We start from the raw sequence: 17946 nt of genomic DNA on the forward strand, positions 1-17946 counted from the left end.
GATTTGCGAGTATGCGCTCATGTGCCTATATTGCGCGATGCGTTCGTTCGCTACACACACAAATAATATCTGAAATTAATGAATCAAAACAATAAGGTAAAGCACCCGAAGGGCCTGACTTTTCTTTTTTTATCCGAGATGTGGGAACGTTTCGGCTACTACCTGATGATCGGTATTTTCACATTATACCTCAAAGATGTGAAAGCCGGATTTGCCATGACAGAAGCAGAAGCTGCTGATTTATACGGTACTTTTATTGCACTGGTATTCTTAACTCCCTTTCTGGGTGGTTTAATCGCCGACAGATATTTCGGCTATACCAAATCAATTATTATCGGAGGCCTGATGATGGGAGTCGGATACTGTATGATGGCAATTCACAGCCTGCCAATCCTGTACCTTTCTATGACACTCGTTATTATAGGTAATGGCTTTTTCAAACCAAATATTTCAACCTTACTCGGAAATATATATTCTACACCAGAATATGAAGATAAAAAAGATGAAGGGTATAATATTTTTTACATGGGCATCAACGTTGGTGCATTTATCTGTAATTTCTTTGGTGCGGCACTATACATTCTTCTTGGCTGGGGTTATGCATTTCTTGCGGCCGGTATCGGAATGTTCCTGGGTGTAGGTATCTTTCTCTACGGAATGAAGCATTATCGTGCTTTTGACGTAAAGAAAGGAATGCAGCAGGGTGACATGTCATTCCTTAAAATTGTGATGGTTATTCTTTTCCCTGCTGTAATTGCAGGTGTAATCGGATGGGTGGTTCCTACGCAGGTTCTTGGGCACGCGTTAATTGGCTCTCCATCTACGGACGCATTTATATTCGCCTGCATTCCGGTTATCTATTTCTATGGTTCATTACTCGCTAAAGCAGATAAGTCAGAAAAGAGGCCTATCGCCGCACTGCTCACCATATTTGCTGTAGTAATTCTGTTTTGGGCAGTTTTCAAACAGAATGGTTCTGCGTTAAACACCTGGGCGGACCGTTACACAGATCGTCACGTGGAGAACCCGATGGCTGCTAAAATATTCTCCGGTCTGAGTTTATCACAACAGCTTACAATGGCCAAAGACTCAGTTCCTCTATATGACGAAGCTTTCCGGTTACAGAAAGCTGATGGCAAAGTATTACAGGAATATAATTACCCTACCTATTTCAAAAATGTTGCCCCCGAAAAACGTCTCGCTGAAGGTACGCAGATCGAGGTCTGGGCAACAAATATAAGTCAGTCAATTAATCCGGGCTGGGTAATCTTGCTTACCCCCCTAATAGTAGCTTTCTTTACCTGGCTTCGTAAAAGAAATCAAGAACCTACTACAGCTACAAAAATTGCATTTGGTTTACTGATTTCGGCTTTATCTGTGCTGGTTATGATCGGGGCAGTATACTCAGGCGGAAACGGAGCTGAAAAAGTTTCGGTATTTTGGTTAATGGCAAGTTATGGTGTCATCACAATCGGTGAACTATTTCTGAGTCCTATGGGTCTTTCCCTGGTTTCCAAGCTAAGTCCGGTAAGAATTACCTCACTGATGATGGGCGGCTGGTTCCTGGCTACATCAATCGGGAATAAACTATCAGGTGTACTGGCAACGTTATGGGATACATATGAGAATAAGGCCAACTTCTTCTGGATTAACTTCTTCTTATTATTATTCTCGGCTTTGGTAGCTTTTATGTTGTTAAAATGGCTTAATGGCATCATGAGGGAAAAAGGAATAAAATAGTCAGGTAGAAACCTGCTAAATCTGTAATTTGCAAACTTTATATAAATTTAATATTCATTATGGATCAATCTGAAATCCTTAAGCCAGAACAACTGGACGATGCGTCGAAAGGCCATCCAAAAGGATTATATGTTCTGTTCGCTACCGAAATGTGGGAACGTTTCAATTACTACGGTATGCGGGCTATCCTGGTGCTTTTTATGACTAAAGCGCTACTTTTTGATAAAGCTTTCGCCTCCAATCTTTACGGGAGTTATACCGGACTTGTCTATCTGACACCACTAATCGGTGGTTTTGTTGCCGATCGTTATTGGGGAAACCGCCGCTCTATTATCACAGGTGGTATACTCATGGCTCTTGGAGAGTTGTTAATGTTCGCCTGTGCGTCGCTCTATCAGACGAATCTTGACGTATCTTCGTTCCTATTTTTCTCCGGCCTTGGATTTATGATTGCTGGTAATGGTTTCTTTAAACCAAACATTTCATCCATGGTGGGTCAGCTTTACAAACCTGGTGACCGCCGATTGGATTCTGCCTATACGATTTTTTATATGGGTATCAATGTCGGTGGGGCTTTAGGACCATTTATCTGTGGTTATTTTGGAGACACCGGAAACCCGGCAGATTATAAATGGGCTTTCCTTGCAGCAGCTGTTGCGATGATGATCGGCGTAGTCGTCTTCATTAATTTAAAAGACAAATATGTCCGCGGACCAGAAGGAGCTCCACTAGGCATGAAACCTGTCCAGGAAGGGAAAGAGATGAATCCGGTATTAGTTTACCTGTCTTTATTACTTTTCTCCGCTGTATGTGTCGGTCTGCTTTATATAGATGCAAATGTATACAGTTATTTGAGTTACCTACTGCTGGCGGCTGTACTCGGTATCGCTTATATGATCTTCAGTGACAAAAAATTAACTAAAGTTGAGAAAAAGAAAATCTCTGTAATTTTCATCCTTGCTTTCTTCGTCGTATTCTTCTGGAGTGCCTTTGAGCAGGCTGGTGCTTCTCTAACCTTCTTTGCTGAAGAAACGACACAGCGTGATCTTGGTTTTTTCACCATTCCAGCCAGTTGGTTCCAATCTTTAAATTCAGTGTTTGTTGTAGTCTTTGCCCCTATTTTCGCCTGGTTATGGATCAAATTAGGCAGAAGAGAACCTTCAGCACCGACGAAAATGGCTATTGGCCTAATGCTTCTGGCTGTTGGTTATTTTGTCATCGCTGTTGGAGTAAAGGATGTTGGCGCTGGTATAAAAGTGAGTATGATGTGGCTGATCGGTATGTATGCATTCCATACCTGGGGTGAGCTTTGTCTTTCTCCGATCGGATTATCACTAGTTAATAAACTGGCCCCTCTTAAATTCGCTTCCTTATTAATGGCTGTATGGTTCCTTGCAAACGCAGGTGCGAATGTATTAAGCGGAAAGCTCAGTTCATTATATCCGGATGGTGGGCATTCTACTAATTTTGCCGGTTATGAAATGAATAATTTAAACGAATTCTTCATGTTATTCGTTGGTATGGCTGGTGTTGCTTCTATCATCTTATTCGTGCTAACTAAATGGTTACAAAAAACGATGACGGCAACTTCTTAATCTCAATTTACCTACAGAAGCTTATTTTCAGAACTGTAAATACGAAATCCCACTTTCTAAAAAAGGTGGGATTTCGTATTTATAGCTTATGGACATAGGTCTCATGATTGTTAAAATTTCTTAATTCGCTGCATCTTCTCAGTTTTAAACCATATTTTCGCCAGAGTTTTATATTATACCCCATTATTGTGTCAGACAGTTTAGTAATCATCCCTACTTATAATGAAAAAGAAAACATTGAAAGGATTATCCGCAAGGTTTTTAGCCTCAGTTTTCCTTTTGAGGTACTGATTATTGACGACGGCTCTCCGGATGGCACAGCGGATATTGTCAAATTATTACAGACAGAGTTTGCCGGACTGCACATGTTACAAAGAACAGGTAAACTTGGATTAGGTACAGCCTATATTCATGGCTTCAAATGGGCTCTTGAGCGTCCATACCAGTATATTTTTGAAATGGATGCCGATTTCTCTCATAATCCGGATGACCTCATTAAATTGCGGAATGCCTGTGTGAAAGGTGCCGAAGTCTCGATTGGCTCACGTTATGTCCGTGGGGTAAACGTTGTAAACTGGCCGATGAGCAGGGTATTGATGTCTTATTTCGCTTCGATGTATGTCAGACTGATTACGAGAATAAATATTCAGGATGCGACAGCAGGATTTAAGTGTTATCAAAGAATTGTGTTGGAAACTATTCCGCTTGATAAGATAAAGTTTGTTGGTTACGCATTTCAGATAGAAATGAAATTTACCGCTATTAAGTACGGCTTTAATGTCGTGGAAGTTCCAATTATATTTACAGATCGTACTGAAGGAACGTCAAAAATGAGTACACGGATCTTCAGAGAGGCGTTCCTGGGTGTAATTCAAATGAAAATAAATAGCTGGTTCAGAAGTTATAAACGTTCCTGAGCAGAAGCGGCACGGATCATTTCGCCATAATTTAATCTCTTTTCCATAGCCATAACAATTAATGTCAATCTCTTAACCCGTGTCGGTTCTGTTTTCGCGGCGTTAAGCCAATTGATAAAGTAGTTTTGATGTGACTTGGGCTGAATTAAAAAGGAATCCATCAGCTTTTGTTCTTCTGAAAGGCATAATTCGAGATCCGGGGGCATTAAAATCTCAAAATCAATATCCTCTTCCAGCTCCAGATATAATGGATCACCTTCTTTCTTTTCAAGGACTTTTTTCAGACTGCTTTTCAGGGTCAGAATGAAATCCCCTTCTCCCATCGGCAATAACGCCAGTCCGGATATTTTATGCTGATCCAGTAAGCCCCGTACACGAAAGCTTTTTTTAACTCCCGGCTTAATCAGGCACGCGACTGCAGCGGGAACCGTCACGTAGGTCCAGCCGGTCTTTTCTCCTTTCTGGTCAAAACGCGCTATAATTGCGTTGAATTTGATCATAATTTAAGCTTTTCTTCAACTCCCATACCAAATAAGGCAAAATCATACTTAACAGGGTCGTCAGGGTCAAATTTACTTAATTCCGCAGTAAGCTCTATTGCTGTTTTCCAATCCGTTTGTTTACGGGTAATCAAACCCAGGCTCCTTCCTACTCTATCCACATGCACATCACACGGGCAGATCAGCGATGCAGTAGAAATTCGTGACCAGAGACCAAAATCTACGCCGGCTTTATCACTCCGGACCATCCAGCGTAAAAACATATTCAGCCTTTTACAGGTGGACTTCTGAGAAGGTGAGGAAATATGCTTTACTGTACGACGTGGCGAATCTGGCAAGCTAAAAAAATAAGTTCTGAAATGATTAAGTGCTGTTTCCGAGTCAAACTGCCCCAATGATGCAGGAAGGAAGGCAGTTTCCAGAGATTCTGACTGCATATAATGCTGCTGAAAAAAAGCTACAAAATATAATAGATCTGTGTCATTAAATGTCCGGTGTTTGAATCCGAGTAAACCTTTCAAATCCTGATCGGAATGTCCAAGCATAAACTCATATGGAGAATTATCCATCCTGGCCATCAGTTCAGTACATTTATTAATAATAGTCTTCCGTTGGCCCCAAGCCAAAATTGCCGCAAAAAATGCGGCAATTTCGATATCTTGTTTTTTATTAAAACGATGGGGTATACAAATTGGGTCGCTGGAAATAAAATCGGGCCGGTTATATTGCGCAACCTTTACCTCCAGGAAATCCTTTAATGCTAAAAATTCCAATCGTCTTTATTTAAGTGCTTGTTCTAAATCTGCTAGCAAATCATCTATATCTTCTACACCTACGCTTAATCGAAGCAGGTTGTCAGTAACACCAACTTTTTCACGTTCAGCTTTCGGAATAGATCCGTGAGTCATTGAAGTAGGGTGATTAATCAGCGATTCTACACCTCCCAAAGATTCTGCTAGAGTAAATACTTTAAATGAAGAAGCTACCCGGAATGTCTCGGCCAGATCTGCATCTTTAAGTGTGATGGAAACCATACCACCGAATCCTCTCATCTGCTTTTTAGCTATATCGTGGTTAGGGTGGTCTTCGAAACCAGGCCAGTAAATCTTATCGATTTTTGGATGGTTCTTCAGGTAACGTGCTACCTTCTCGCCGTTTTCGCAATGTGCCTTCATCCGCAAGTGCAATGTCTTAATTCCTCGAAGTACTAAAAACGCATCCTGCGGACCCGGAGTAGCTCCGCATGCATTGTAAATGAACCACAATTCTTTATACAAGTCGTCATCATTCAGTAATAAAGCTCCCATGACAACATCAGAGTGTCCGCCGATGTACTTAGTAACCGAATGCATGACAATATCTGCCCCCAGGTCTAACGGGTTTTGCAGGTATGGTGAAGCAAAAGTATTGTCTACAGTTAAAATAAGTCCATTTTCTTTAGTCAACTTTGCTACGCCTTCGATATCGATAATTTGCATCGTTGGATTTGTTGGAGTTTCAATCCACACCATTCTAGTTTTATCGTTCAGGTATGGCAGAATATTCTCCGGTTTAGACAAGTCCAGAAAGTGGAATTTAATACCATATTTCTCATACACTTTCGTGAAAATACGGTAAGAACCGCCATATAAATCATTACCTGTGATAACTTCATCACCCGGCTTCAGTATACGTAAAACGGTATCAGTTGCGCCCATTCCCGAAGAAAAAGCTAATCCATATTTCGCATTCTCCAGTGCTGCCAGACAGTTTTCAAGCGCCAATCTAGTTGGATTAGTTCCTCTTGAGTACTCAAATCCCTGGTGTTCTCCAGGAGATTTCTGCCAGTAGGTCGAAGTCTGATATATAGGAGTCATTACCGCTCCCGTCGAAGGATCAGGTTCCTGACCTGCGTGTATCGCTTTAGTTGCAAATTTCATCGCTTTGTTATAATTTTTTGGTTAAGCCTGCTTAGTAAGCACGGGCAAATAATACTCTTTGTACAGATGGTTTACCGGAGTAGATACAGATACCGTCTTCCAGCTCATTATCTAAAGGTATACATCTGATAGTGGCTTTTGTTTCTTCTTTAATCTTTTGTTCCGTTTCTGGTGTGCCATCCCAGTGTGCTGAAATAAATCCGCCTTTATCTTCCAGCAATTGCTGAAACTCTTCATAAGAATTGGCCGGAGTAATGTGTGTAGCGCGGAAATCTGCAGCTTTTTTGTAGATATTAGCCTGAATATCATCCAACAATTCTGACAAGTAAGTATCCAGCCCCTGCTGACTTACAGTCGACTTTTCACGGGTATCTCTACGGGCCAGTTCGACCGTTCCATTCTCCATGTCACGTCCACCTATCGCCAATCTTACTGGTACTCCCTTCAGTTCATATTCTGCAAACTTAAACCCAGGACGTTGAGAATCCCTGTCATCATATTTAACAGAAATACCTAACGCTTTCAGCTTTGGCATCAGATCATCGGCGAAATCGCTGATTCTTTTAAGCTCTTCGTCGTTCTTATAAATAGGTACAATAACAACCTGGATTGGAGCCAGTTTTGGTGGAAGTACCAAACCCTGATCATCACTATGTGCCATAATTAACGCACCAATCATCCGTGTTGAAACTCCCCAGGAACTTGCCCATACATGCTCCTGTTTACCTTCTTTACTGGTAAATTTCACGTCAAATGCTTTGGCGAAATTCTGTCCCAGAAAGTGTGAAGTACCGGCTTGTAAGGCTTTACCATCCTGCATTAATGCCTCAATACAATAAGTATCCAACGCTCCTGCAAATCTTTCATTAGCCGTTTTCTTACCTTTAACAACCGGCAATGCCATCCAGTTCTCAGCAAAATCTGCATAAACATTAAGCATCTTTTCAGTTTCTTCAATTGCTTCCGCCGAAGTTGCGTGAGCGGTATGCCCTTCCTGCCACAAAAACTCTGCAGTTCTCAGAAAAAGCCTTGTTCTCATCTCCCAGCGTACAACGTTTGCCCATTGATTAATTAGCAAAGGTAGATCGCGGTAAGACTGTACCCATCCTCTGAAAGTATTCCAGATGATGGTTTCTGAAGTCGGCCTGACGATCAGTTCTTCCTCTAGTTTCGCATCGGGATCAACTATTATATTTCCTTCGCCGTCATTTTTAAGGCGGTAATGTGTCACAACAGCACATTCTGTCGCAAATCCTTCCACGTGTGCAGCCTCCTTAGAAAAAAATGACTTCGGAATGAATAATGGAAAATAGGCATTACTATGCCCCGTATCTTTGAATTTTTGATCCAAAACAGCTTGCATTTTCTCCCAAATTGAATAGCCATACGGCTTTATCACCATGCAACCCTTCACCGCTGAGTGTTCAGCGAGATCTGCTTTAATGACAATATCATTATACCACTGGGAATAGTCTTCGTTTTTACTTGTAATACCTTTGCTCATAACTGTTTGGAACGTTTATTGTGTTAAATAACTTGCATGATAGGCTACAAATTTATAAATTTATGCCTACAAAAAAATTGTTTACACACACAAAGAATTCACACATATGAAACCTAACCATTTATTTTCCAGCATGCTGGTTTTAGCTGCCCTTGCAGTTACTTCCTGTTCTGCTCCGCAAATGGCTCAGCAATCGCGTCATCAGGACGACGTGTATGGTTCTACTGCAACAGCAGTTGAATACAGCCAACCTGTCAGAGCACAGTCTTCACAGACAGTCGGAGACGATTATTATGACGATGATGAGTATTATGGCAGCAGCGATCAGTATGCTGACATGAACTATTCTTCACGTATCAACAGATTTTATTACGGCAGCCCATACAGAAGTTATTTTGATCCTTTTTATTATGACGGTTTTTATGGAGGCTACTCTCCATATTATTCCGGTCTTTATGGTGGCGGTTTTGGCCTTGGCTTTGGATTTGGTGGTGGGTTCGGCGGTGGCTGGGGTGGTGGTTTCGGATGGGGCGGTGGCTTCGGATGGAATAACTACGGCTGGGGCGGCCTTTACTCTCCATTCTACTCTCCATGGGGCTGGGGTGGCGGCTATTACGGTGGCTGGGGCGGCGGCTGGGGTGGTGGCTATTACGGCGGTTTGTATGGAAATTACAGATCGAACAGCGTATACCGTCCTAGAACTGGAAGAGGCTTAGATAACAACGGTTACGGCCGTGGTAATTCAAATAACTATAACGGCAGAGGCAATTATAACGGAACCGGTGCAAGAGCGTATGACGGTTCTGGCAACAGAGTTTCTTCTGGCGGACGAGTTAGTGGAAGAGGTTCTGATGTAAACTCTGGTCAGGGTAATAGATACCAGGGAAATTCAAGAACCCGAGCTGACTATAACCGTTCAAATAATACTTCGAGCAGACCAGATCGTTCTTCGTACACTCCACAAAGAAGCGAACGGTCTTATTCTCCTCCTGCAAGCAGTGGCAGATCTTCCGGTGGCTTTAGCGGTGGAAGCGGTGGCAGAGTATCAGGCGGTGGCGGTGGTGGCCGTGGTGGCAGAGGTAATTAATATTCCAGAATCTAAATGAAAAAATTCATACAACTCCTGATCGTAGCTACAGTAGCTACGACAGGCAATATTTATGCGCAAGGTATTTACGCAGGCGATGCACTACGTTTCTCAAGAACTGATTACGGAAGTTCGGCACGTTTTAAAGGTTTGGGAAATGCCCAAATCAGTTTAGGTGGCGACATCAGTTCTATCGGCGGTAACCCAGCGGGTCTTGGTATGTTTACACGTTCGGAATTCACTATTTCTCCAGAATTCAATAACACAAGAGCTAATATTAATTATCTAGGTCAGCAAACCAAGTCGACAAAAAATATGCTGAACCTGAATCAGGCAGCAGCAGTATGGTACAATCCTATTGTAAAAGCACCAGGTTCTGATCTGAATAAAGGTTTAATTAGTATCGTATGGGGGGTTGGTTACAATAGAAATAATGATTTCAGTGTAGAAAACAATTTCAGCGGTGTAAACAGTAATAGTTCTATTGCAGATTCATGGGCACAGCGTGCTAATGGACAGACTCCAGCTAATTTCCAACGTGGTTCAGTGGAGAAAATGGCCTTTGACAGCTATTTAATTGACAAACAGGTTGGATCTCCGAGTAACTATTTCCCTGCGACTTCTCAAACTAATGTACAGAATCAAAGTGAAGTCCGTGAAGGCTCTACTTCTGAAATGAACTTCGCTGCAGGCCTGAACTTTTCTAATAAGTTCTATCTGGGTGCAAGTATCGGTTTCGTAAATGTGCGTTATGTAACAGACCGTCTATATACAGAGAGCGGTACCGTGATCAACACAGTGGGCCCGAATGATCCCGCACCGGATCCTAGTAATCCAAATGAAAAACCAAATCCACATATAGGACAAAATTATGATTTAACTTACAGGTCTAACCAAAATACTACAGGCGCCGGAGTTAACGGTCGTATAGGTTTGATTTACAAACCTGTAAATACTATCCGTTTAGGTGCTACTTTCCAAACACCTACCTGGATGCATATGGAAGAGGATTTTGCTGAGGTAATCGATACACGTTTTTCTGGTGGTGGTTCACCAACAATCAATATCTTTAATGACGTTGCTAATTCTAACATGAATTATAACCTGAGAACTCCTTATAAAGGTTCATTTGGTGCATCCGTAATTATAGGTCAAAATGCGTTGTTAACTGCAGACGTGGATTATGTTGATTATTCTTCTACAAAACTTACAGTTAGTGATGGTTACAGAGATCTAATCAGGTCTGAAAATCAGTTTATCAAGGATAATTATACCCATGCTTTTAACTACCGTGTTGGTGGTGAATACAGAATCGATCAGTTCAGTTTGAGAGCTGGTTACGGCATAAATGGAAGCCCTTATAAAGAAGATCCTAAAAACAGATTTGATGTCAAATATTACTCAGGTGGTATTGGTTACAGGGTAAATGAATATTATGTGGATCTTGCTTACCAACGCACTGAGACTCATAACACATTAAGTCCTTATGAACTGGCCGATTTTTCAGAGCCGGTTGCTACTTCTAAATTGTCTAAGAACAATGTATTTCTTACTGTAGGTGTAAGGTTCTAAGCTTTAAACCACAATACAAAAATGCCCTGCTTTAAATTAAAGCAGGGCATTTTTGTGTTCAGTCAAATCGAAACCGCACAAAGCTTGTTAGGCTTCAACCAGTATTAAAAGTCTAAGATTATTTACAGTTTAAGATTAAACCGCCCGATATTCTGCTCCGTAGCCGAATCTGCTATTAATTCCGGTGCATGGTGCGTTTTCTTTCTCGCGTCAATAATGAGCGGGCCTCTACAGCCCCAATGTTTATCTTTTATAAATGAGTTTACGCCATGTATATCAACAGCTGGGTTACTACGGGTAAAAGTTACCCAGACGAAGTTGTTAATATCGGCAGCTGCAAAATTCGCATCATCGCACCATACAATCAAAGCAATTTCGGCAAGCTTTTCGTCCCTGAAATGCTTTTCAAATAACATCACTGTTTCTGCCGTCTGCATTTCATTGACATATTCTGGTGCATTCACTACAATAACCCCGGGCATTGACAATTGAGCAGCAGTAAATCCTTCCGGAAAGGATATTTCCGGTAAAGTTGCCGCAAGCTTACGCTTCTCCTCTCCCGCTGCTGCAAAAACTACTTTTGAACCCGCATTTAATCCGGTACCGCTATAATCCAGTGTATCTATAGTCGTATTAGTATGGAAATGTAAATCTCGCGCGGGATCTAAACGAGACAACATATGAATCAGGAATTGCTCTATATTATTGGTATTCAATTTCTCATTATCTTCTCTGGCCGCGATAAAAAGGTATTTAGCCAGACTCAACTGATTCTTACCCAGAATATGATTAGCAATAGTTAAGATTTCCTGCGGTCGGCGTTCGGCCAGGTAAGGCGTATAACGTTCACTACCAATCGCAAAAAGCAGTGGATGCACACCTGCAGCATCTACCGCATTTACTTCCTTTAAACCATGAATTTCCTGCGGGATCGCAGACCCGGTAATTTCATGTATAAGTGCGCCAAAACTGGTGTCTTCCTGTGGAGGGCGACCCACTACAGTAAATGACCATATCGCATCTTTCTTATGATATACCTGGTGCACTTTCATCACAGGAAAGGGATGTGCAAGACTATAATATCCTAAGTGGTCGCCAAATGGCCCTTCTGGTTTATTAGAATCGGGATAGACTGTTCCCGTGATGACAAAATCTGCATCTGCAGAAATACAAAATCCTTCATCATCATAGAAATAACGAAATCTTCTGTCGCCCAATACCCCTGCAAAAGTCAACTCCGAAAGCCCTTCTGGAAGTGGCATAACTGCCGCAAGCGGATGTGCCGGAGGTCCGCCGACGAATATACTAACCTTTAAAGGCTTGCCTGCTGCATTTGCTTTGGATTGATGCACTCCAATACCTCTGTGTATCTGATAATGCAATCCAACTTCCTGATCTTTTAAATAATCATTGCCTGCCAGCTGAATCCTGTACATTCCCAGATTTGAATTCATAATCCCCGGTTTGTCTACATCTTCAGTATAAACCTGTGGCATGGTGACAAAGGGTCCTCCATCCATAGGCCAGTTAACAATTTGGGGCAACTGGCTGATAGTTGTTTTTTGAAATATTGATTTAAACAGATGTTGTTGCATCGGCAATGCAGATACAGCATTTAAACCGGCTCCTGCATAACGTAATGGATTTTTAAGCGCTTTCATAGGGTCAGATCGCAGATCAACAAGCTGTCCTACCTTTTTAAGCGTATCCCGGAACATAAATTTCGAACGCTCCAGGGTGCCGAACAAATTAGAAACTGCAGGAAATGGACTTCCTTTAATTTTCTCGAAATAAATTGCAGGCCCACCTGCCTCGAACACCTTAAGGTGAATTGCTGCCATTTCAAGATAAGGATCAACTTCTTCTTTAATCCTTAATAGATGACCATGTTTTTCCAGGTCCTCTATGCATGCTGCTAAACTTGTATATCCCATCGCTTCAAAGTTATCAAGTTTTTCGTGTTTAGTCCGCTATAATTGGATTTAAGCGGTTATAATTGATGAATTAGCCTGTACATAAAATTTGACTCACAAAAAAAGCCACTTGTTAAAGTGGCTTCTCTATAATTGTAAAGAATGTTATTTCTTACCCGCAAAAGAGCGTAGCATCCATGTATTTTTCTCTTTGAACTGCATGAATCGATTAACCATGTCATTGGTTCCATCATCACCTGCATTTGCTGATGCTTCCAACAGATTACGTTCCAATTCAATTAATTGTGCCATATCCTGTAAAACTGCGTCAACCATAGCCATGTCCTGTAAACCGATGGTATTGATCTCTTTAATTTCCGACTCTTTGATATAGTCAGAGAAACGACTGTGTGGCGGTTTCCCAAGTGTGAGTACCCGCTCAGCAATTTCATCTATCGTCAACTGAGCATTAGTATATAGTTCTTCAAACTTTAAATGAAGTGTAAAAAAGTTCTGTCCTTTAATGTTCCAGTGACAACCTCTTAGCTTTTGATAATGCACATGATAATTGGCAAGGTATTCATTTAACAGATCAACAACTGCTTTAACTTCTTTCTCTTGTAAACTGATTTCTTTAGCGTCCATATTAATTAAAATTGATTGTTTAAAACAACTAGTGTTATAACAAATATAAAAAGCTTATGTTTCCAAAAAATGATCCATAATACAATAGCAATGCTTAATTTCCGTTTACTAGTCAACAATTGAGGCTTTTATTTATTATTCGTATTATTGCCTCTCTCTAATTTGAAAAAAAACATTAATGCAAAAATATTATATAGTTTTTTTATTCGCCAGTATTATAGGCGTTTCGGAAACAAAAGCGGACACCCTGAGAGATTCAATCGGGGTTGAGAACCTTAAAGGCAAAAAACTGATCGTACACCAGGTCGTAGCCAAGGATACCTATTATTCGATATCCCGGAGATATAATGTGGCTCCCAAAGAAATCATGACTTTTAATGACAATAAATACCTTTCCTTAGGTGCGATCATTAAAATTCCGACACAAATTTCATTCACCGAAGCACAGCAGTCTTCAAACAGCATTAACAATGTTAGCTCTAGCGCGACGACAACTCACACGGTTGAACCGAAAGACAATTTAAATATGCTGGCTAGAAAATACGGCACTACGGTCAACGAATTAAAACGGCTGAATGATCTCCATACTATAAACTTAAAAATCGGACAAGTCTTAATTATCCCCCAGCAGGAATCGGCAGATAACGACAAGAATACTGCTTATCCGGAAGTACCTGTGAAGACAACTATACAAACAGACACGAAGCCTAATATTGATCCGATTTTCAAAAGACAAGATACTTCTAAAAGACAGGAAACTGTAAAAAAAACAGAAGTAACAGTTCCCGTACAACAGCCACCTGTACAAGACAGAAGAGAGATCCCTGCTAAAAACCAGCTGATTGTTCACGCTGTCGCGTCTAACGAGACTATGTATTCCATTGCAACAAAATACAACCTTACACTGGATCAGCTGAAGGCTAAAAACAACTTGACTACTAATTCACTTTACGTGGGTCAGAAACTATTGATAAACGGACAATACCCAACTGGAAATGAAATTGTTAGCCAGCGAGATAATGTAAATACAGATACGTTGGAATCAGTTAAAGACCCGTCCTTACGTCTGCCTGCCAGCCGATATGGATTAAGCCAAATGGAGGAAAAAGGGACTGCTGCCTGGATTCAGGACCCGGATCTGGACTCTTCGAAAATGTTGGTTTTACACCGTACGGCACCTATCGGAACGGTAATAAAAATCACTAATCCGATGAGTAACCGCTCAACATTCGCAAAGGTTGTTGGTAAATTTACAGAGAATGAGTCGACAAAAGATGTTATCATTGTAATGACAAAAGCTGTTGCTGATGCTTTAGGAGCGTTAGACAAGAGATTTTTTTGCAATTTAACATACAGTGGACAAGCGAATGAACAACAATAAACCCTATATAATAGGTGTTGCTGGAGGTAGTGGATCAGGTAAAACTTTTTTTCTTAAATGTTTTCTTCATCACTTTGCGGCAGGAGAAGTTTCTTTAATTTCTCAGGATGACTATTACCACCCAATGGAGGAGCAGGCGGTGGATGAAAACGGCTGGATTAACTTCGATTTGCCTGAGGGAATTGATGACCAGAAGTTACTGAATGACCTTAAAACCCTAATTTCAGGAGAGGCCATTACAAAAAAAGAATATACATTTAACATTAATAAAGAAAATGCACGCATGCTTAATATCTGCAGCGCGCCTATTATTATTGTTGAGGGGTTATTTGTTTTCCATTACAAGGAACTTGCTCACCTTTTTGACATGAAAATCTTCCTGGATGCAGACGAAGAGATCACATTAAACAGGAGAATCACAAGGGACGAGCTAGAACGAGGTTACTCCAGAGATATGATCATGTACCAATGGGCTAATCATGTTGTACCAGCTTATAATAAATACCTTTTGCCTTATAAAGGCTCTTGTAATAAGGTAATTATCAATAATTCACATGTTGCAGATGATATTATAGAGATCTCCAGGGAAATCTCTATAGAACTCAAAGAAACAATATTAAAAGATAAGATCTAATTCAGATCCATCTCTTTAACATCCGCCTCAGCGAATAATTTTCCTGAGGTGGATTGCTTGATAAAATCTACACTTACGCCGGGTGCCCTTTCTATTAAACGGAATCCACCACCCTCCATTACATCAATTACGGCGAGTTCAGTTACAATCTTCCGAATACACCTCACACCTGTTAATGGCAATGTACATTTGGGAAGAAGCTTGCTCTCCCCCGCTTTATTGATATGTTGCATCGCAACGATAATATTCTTAGCCGAAGCTACCAGATCCATCGCACCGCCCATACCCTTCACCATTTTCCCCGGTATTTTCCAGTTTGCAATATCTCCCTGTTCAGACACTTCCATTGCTCCAAGTATCGTCAGATCTATTTTCTGACTGCGGATCATTCCAAAACTCATGGCAGAGTCAAAAATGGAAGACCCGGGTAGCGTGGTAATTGTTTGTTTTCCTGCATTGATCAGATCCGCATCTTCTTCACCTTCTATTGGAAATGGTCCCATTCCAAGTAAACCGTTCTCAGACTGCAAAACGATATTCATTCCTTCTGGGATATAGTTGGCAACAAGTGTAGGAATCCCAATTCCTAGGTTCACGTAGTAACCATCCTTGATTTCTTTAGCGATTCTTCTCGCTATTCCATTTTTATCCAACATATTTTGTTTCGCTTTTTGATCTAACGGTCCGCTGTTCAATTCTCTTTTCGTAATCCTCACCCTGAAAAATGCGGTGTACATATACTCCAGGTGTATGAATGTGGTCTGGGTCCAGTTCTCCGGGCTGTACAAGTTCTTCGACTTCCGCAATTGTAATCTTACCTGCCATAGCCATCACAGGATTAAAATTACGGCTTGTAGATCTAAAAATAAGGTTTCCCGCAGTATCACCCTTCCATGCCTTTACCAGTGCGAAATCTGCTTCAAAAGCATATTCCATTAAGTAATCCTTCCCATTAAAATTTCTGGTTTCTTTTCCATCAGCCACTTCTGTACCTACTCCGGCAGGAGTATAAATGGCCGGCATACCATATCCTGCGGCCATGCACCTTGTCGCCAGTGTTCCCTGCGGAATCAGTTCGACCTCAAGTTCGCCGCTAAGTAGCTGACGCTCAAATTCTGCATTTTCACCGACATAAGAAGATATCATTTTTTTCACCTGCCTGGACTTTAATAATAATCCGATACCGAAATCATCGACACCGGCATTATTGGAAATACAGGTCAGCTGAGCGGTTCCTTTACGTACCAGGGCGGCAATACAGTTTTCAGGAATACCACATAACCCAAATCCACCCAGCATCAGTGTATTTCCATCTTTAATATCACGGATTGCTTCATCGGCACCCGACACTTGCTTATTGATCATATATTTGGTTTAATCGCTAAAATATAGATAATTAATAGGGAGAACAAATAAAAAGGCCTATTAAAGTGGGGATACACGAATAACCATATCTCTATTCCCATTGCTTGTTGCCAGATAAACTTTTCCATCAGGAGACTGACAAATAGCCCGTAATCTTCCGAATTCGCCCTGAAAATATGATTTAACCGATTCTATACGTGTACCTGTATCATCTAGCTTTAACTGCAACATCGAGGTGCCTTTCAAAGCTACCACTAACAAAGAATTCTTCCACTGCGGTATTAAATCGTGATGATAGTAAATTAGACCAGAAGGCGCTATGGTAGGTGTCCACGTATATAGCGGTTCTACAATGGCCTTACTGGTACAGAATACTTTTTCTTGTGATGTATTACAAAAACCTGTAACATCTGGCCAGCCATAGTTCATTCCTTTTCGAATCAAATTAATCTCATCATCTGTATCCGGGCCGTGTTCAGAAGAATATAATTTATCGTTGGTTAAAGCTAACCCTTGTGCATTTCTATGTCCTGTAGACCAAACTGCATTGCCGGGAAAAGGATTATCAGCAGGTATAGATCCATCAAGATTAATACGCAGAATTTTGCCAGAAAGACTATTGTTTTGCTGTGCATTAGAAGGTACGCCCGCATCGCCTGTAGTAATCAGCAATTTCTCGTCGGCAGTAATCAACAACCTGGAGCCATTATGATTCGCAGCAGCGGGGATATGATCCAACAAAATTTTGGGGTCGCTCAGTGTCGAATTTTTATAAGAGAAACGGACAACCTTCCCCTGATAGTTATTTCCAGAGCCATAGTCATATACTACATAGACATAAGGATTGCTTTCAAAATTCGGATGGAGTACCATACCTAACAAGCCACCTTCACCAATGCTATTTACTTCAGGAATTGTGTGTAGCAGGCTGACGACACCATTATTAGGATTTAGCCGGCTGATTTTCCCCGATCTTTCTGTTAACCAGATCATTTCATCCGGTCCATATACAATTTCCCAGGGATGTTGTAAAGATTGAGCTAGAATCTCAGACTGGAGTTCTAAGGCAGGTGGTGTAGGAAGACCTTCGTTGTCTTTGCTTTTCTCGCAGGACTGCAGCAGTAAAAACAAAAACAGAAAAGTAAAAATAATTTTCATTTGCACAGGTGTTTAA

General features: G+C 41.1%; 16 protein-coding genes. 7 read left to right on the forward strand and 9 right to left on the reverse strand.

The genetic code is table 11. The annotated features are described in order from the left end of the window. Positions 1-78 precede the first annotated feature (78 nt). From BLR53_RS16010 to BLR53_RS16020, 3 genes are all read left to right on the forward strand, one after another. Positions 79-1740 carry a peptide MFS transporter gene (locus BLR53_RS16010; RefSeq protein WP_037438376.1) on the forward strand — a complete coding sequence of 554 codons (1662 nt, stop codon included), beginning with the start codon at positions 79-81 and terminating at the stop codon, positions 1738-1740. Positions 1741-1799: 59 nt separating this feature from the next. Next, a complete protein-coding gene (locus BLR53_RS16015) occupies positions 1800-3335 on the forward strand; it encodes a peptide MFS transporter (RefSeq protein ID WP_037438377.1) in 1536 nt (511 codons plus the stop codon). Positions 3336-3523: 188 nt separating this feature from the next. Further along, positions 3524-4252 carry a polyprenol monophosphomannose synthase gene (locus tag BLR53_RS16020; protein ID WP_037438420.1) on the forward strand — a complete coding sequence of 243 codons (729 nt, stop codon included), beginning with the start codon at positions 3524-3526 and terminating at the stop codon, positions 4250-4252. Here the strand turns inward: BLR53_RS16020 and BLR53_RS16025 are convergent. From BLR53_RS16025 to proS, 4 genes are read right to left on the reverse strand one after another with little or no spacing between them, the layout of a single operon-like run. Beyond that, complete coding sequence (locus BLR53_RS16025; protein WP_074591167.1) at positions 4237-4752, reverse strand: YdeI/OmpD-associated family protein; 516 nt, start codon at positions 4750-4752, stop codon at positions 4237-4239. The genes BLR53_RS16020 and BLR53_RS16025 overlap by 16 nt on opposite strands. Beyond that, positions 4749-5525, reverse strand: coding sequence for a TIGR02757 family protein (locus BLR53_RS16030; protein ID WP_074591169.1), 777 nt, complete (start codon positions 5523-5525; stop codon positions 4749-4751). The genes BLR53_RS16025 and BLR53_RS16030 overlap by 4 nt, the downstream gene beginning before the upstream one ends. A gap of 6 nt (positions 5526-5531) precedes the next feature. Next, the gene (locus BLR53_RS16035) at positions 5532-6671 is read right to left on the reverse strand and encodes a cystathionine gamma-synthase (RefSeq protein WP_037438380.1); all 1140 of its coding nucleotides are present in this window, start codon (positions 6669-6671) and stop codon (positions 5532-5534) included. Positions 6672-6702: 31 nt separating this feature from the next. Then, positions 6703-8175 carry a proline--tRNA ligase gene (proS, locus tag BLR53_RS16040; protein ID WP_074591171.1) on the reverse strand — a complete coding sequence of 491 codons (1473 nt, stop codon included), beginning with the start codon at positions 8173-8175 and terminating at the stop codon, positions 6703-6705. A gap of 106 nt (positions 8176-8281) precedes the next feature. Here proS and BLR53_RS19990 point away from each other — a divergent pair, with 106 nt between their 5' ends. Both BLR53_RS19990 and BLR53_RS16050 read left to right on the forward strand, forming a co-directional pair. Then, entirely contained in the window at positions 8282-9262 is a 981-nt protein-coding gene (locus BLR53_RS19990; protein WP_051759621.1) for a hypothetical protein, read from the forward strand. 15 nt (positions 9263-9277) lie between these two features. Next, positions 9278-10834 (forward strand): OmpP1/FadL family transporter, encoded by a 1557-nt coding sequence (locus BLR53_RS16050; protein WP_074591174.1) that lies wholly within the window; start codon positions 9278-9280, stop codon positions 10832-10834. A 122-nt stretch (positions 10835-10956) separates the two neighbouring features. Here the strand turns inward: BLR53_RS16050 and BLR53_RS16055 are convergent, their stop codons facing one another. Together BLR53_RS16055 and BLR53_RS16060 are read right to left on the reverse strand one after the other, a co-directional pair. After that, positions 10957-12768, reverse strand: coding sequence for a UbiD family decarboxylase (locus tag BLR53_RS16055; protein ID WP_074591176.1), 1812 nt, complete (start codon positions 12766-12768; stop codon positions 10957-10959). Between the two features lie 144 nt (positions 12769-12912). Continuing rightward, positions 12913-13392 (reverse strand): Dps family protein, encoded by a 480-nt coding sequence (locus tag BLR53_RS16060; RefSeq protein WP_037441648.1) that lies wholly within the window; start codon positions 13390-13392, stop codon positions 12913-12915. 178 nt (positions 13393-13570) lie between these two features. On the opposite strand from BLR53_RS16060, the gene BLR53_RS16065 reads away from it, so the two are divergent. Both BLR53_RS16065 and BLR53_RS16070 read left to right on the forward strand, forming a co-directional pair. After that, positions 13571-14773, forward strand: a complete 1203-nt coding sequence (locus tag BLR53_RS16065; protein WP_074591179.1) for a LysM peptidoglycan-binding domain-containing protein — start codon at positions 13571-13573, stop codon at positions 14771-14773. Then, positions 14760-15407, forward strand: a complete 648-nt coding sequence (locus tag BLR53_RS16070) for a uridine kinase family protein (RefSeq protein WP_074591181.1) — start codon at positions 14760-14762, stop codon at positions 15405-15407. The genes BLR53_RS16065 and BLR53_RS16070 overlap by 14 nt, the downstream gene beginning before the upstream one ends. Here BLR53_RS16070 and BLR53_RS16075 read toward each other — a convergent pair. The 3 genes from BLR53_RS16075 to BLR53_RS16085 are packed head-to-tail and all read right to left on the reverse strand — an operon-like array spanning position 15404 to position 17930. Next, positions 15404-16063: a CoA transferase subunit B gene (locus BLR53_RS16075; RefSeq protein ID WP_037441641.1), complete on the reverse strand. Its 660-nt coding sequence runs from the start codon at positions 16061-16063 to the stop codon at positions 15404-15406. The two genes, BLR53_RS16070 and BLR53_RS16075, sit on opposite strands and share 4 nt — an antisense overlap. Then, positions 16053-16772, reverse strand: a complete 720-nt coding sequence (locus BLR53_RS16080; protein WP_037441639.1) for a CoA transferase subunit A — start codon at positions 16770-16772, stop codon at positions 16053-16055. Before BLR53_RS16080 ends, BLR53_RS16075 begins: the two co-directional genes overlap by 11 nt. A gap of 60 nt (positions 16773-16832) precedes the next feature. Next, on the reverse strand, positions 16833-17930 hold the full coding sequence (locus BLR53_RS16085) for a PQQ-dependent sugar dehydrogenase (protein WP_037441637.1): 1098 nt from the start codon (positions 17928-17930) through the stop codon (positions 16833-16835). Positions 17931-17946: the final 16 nt, after the last annotated feature.

Origin of the sequence: Pedobacter antarcticus (assembly GCF_900103515.1) — a bacterium.
Lineage (GTDB): Bacteria > Bacteroidota > Bacteroidia > Sphingobacteriales > Sphingobacteriaceae > Pedobacter > Pedobacter antarcticus.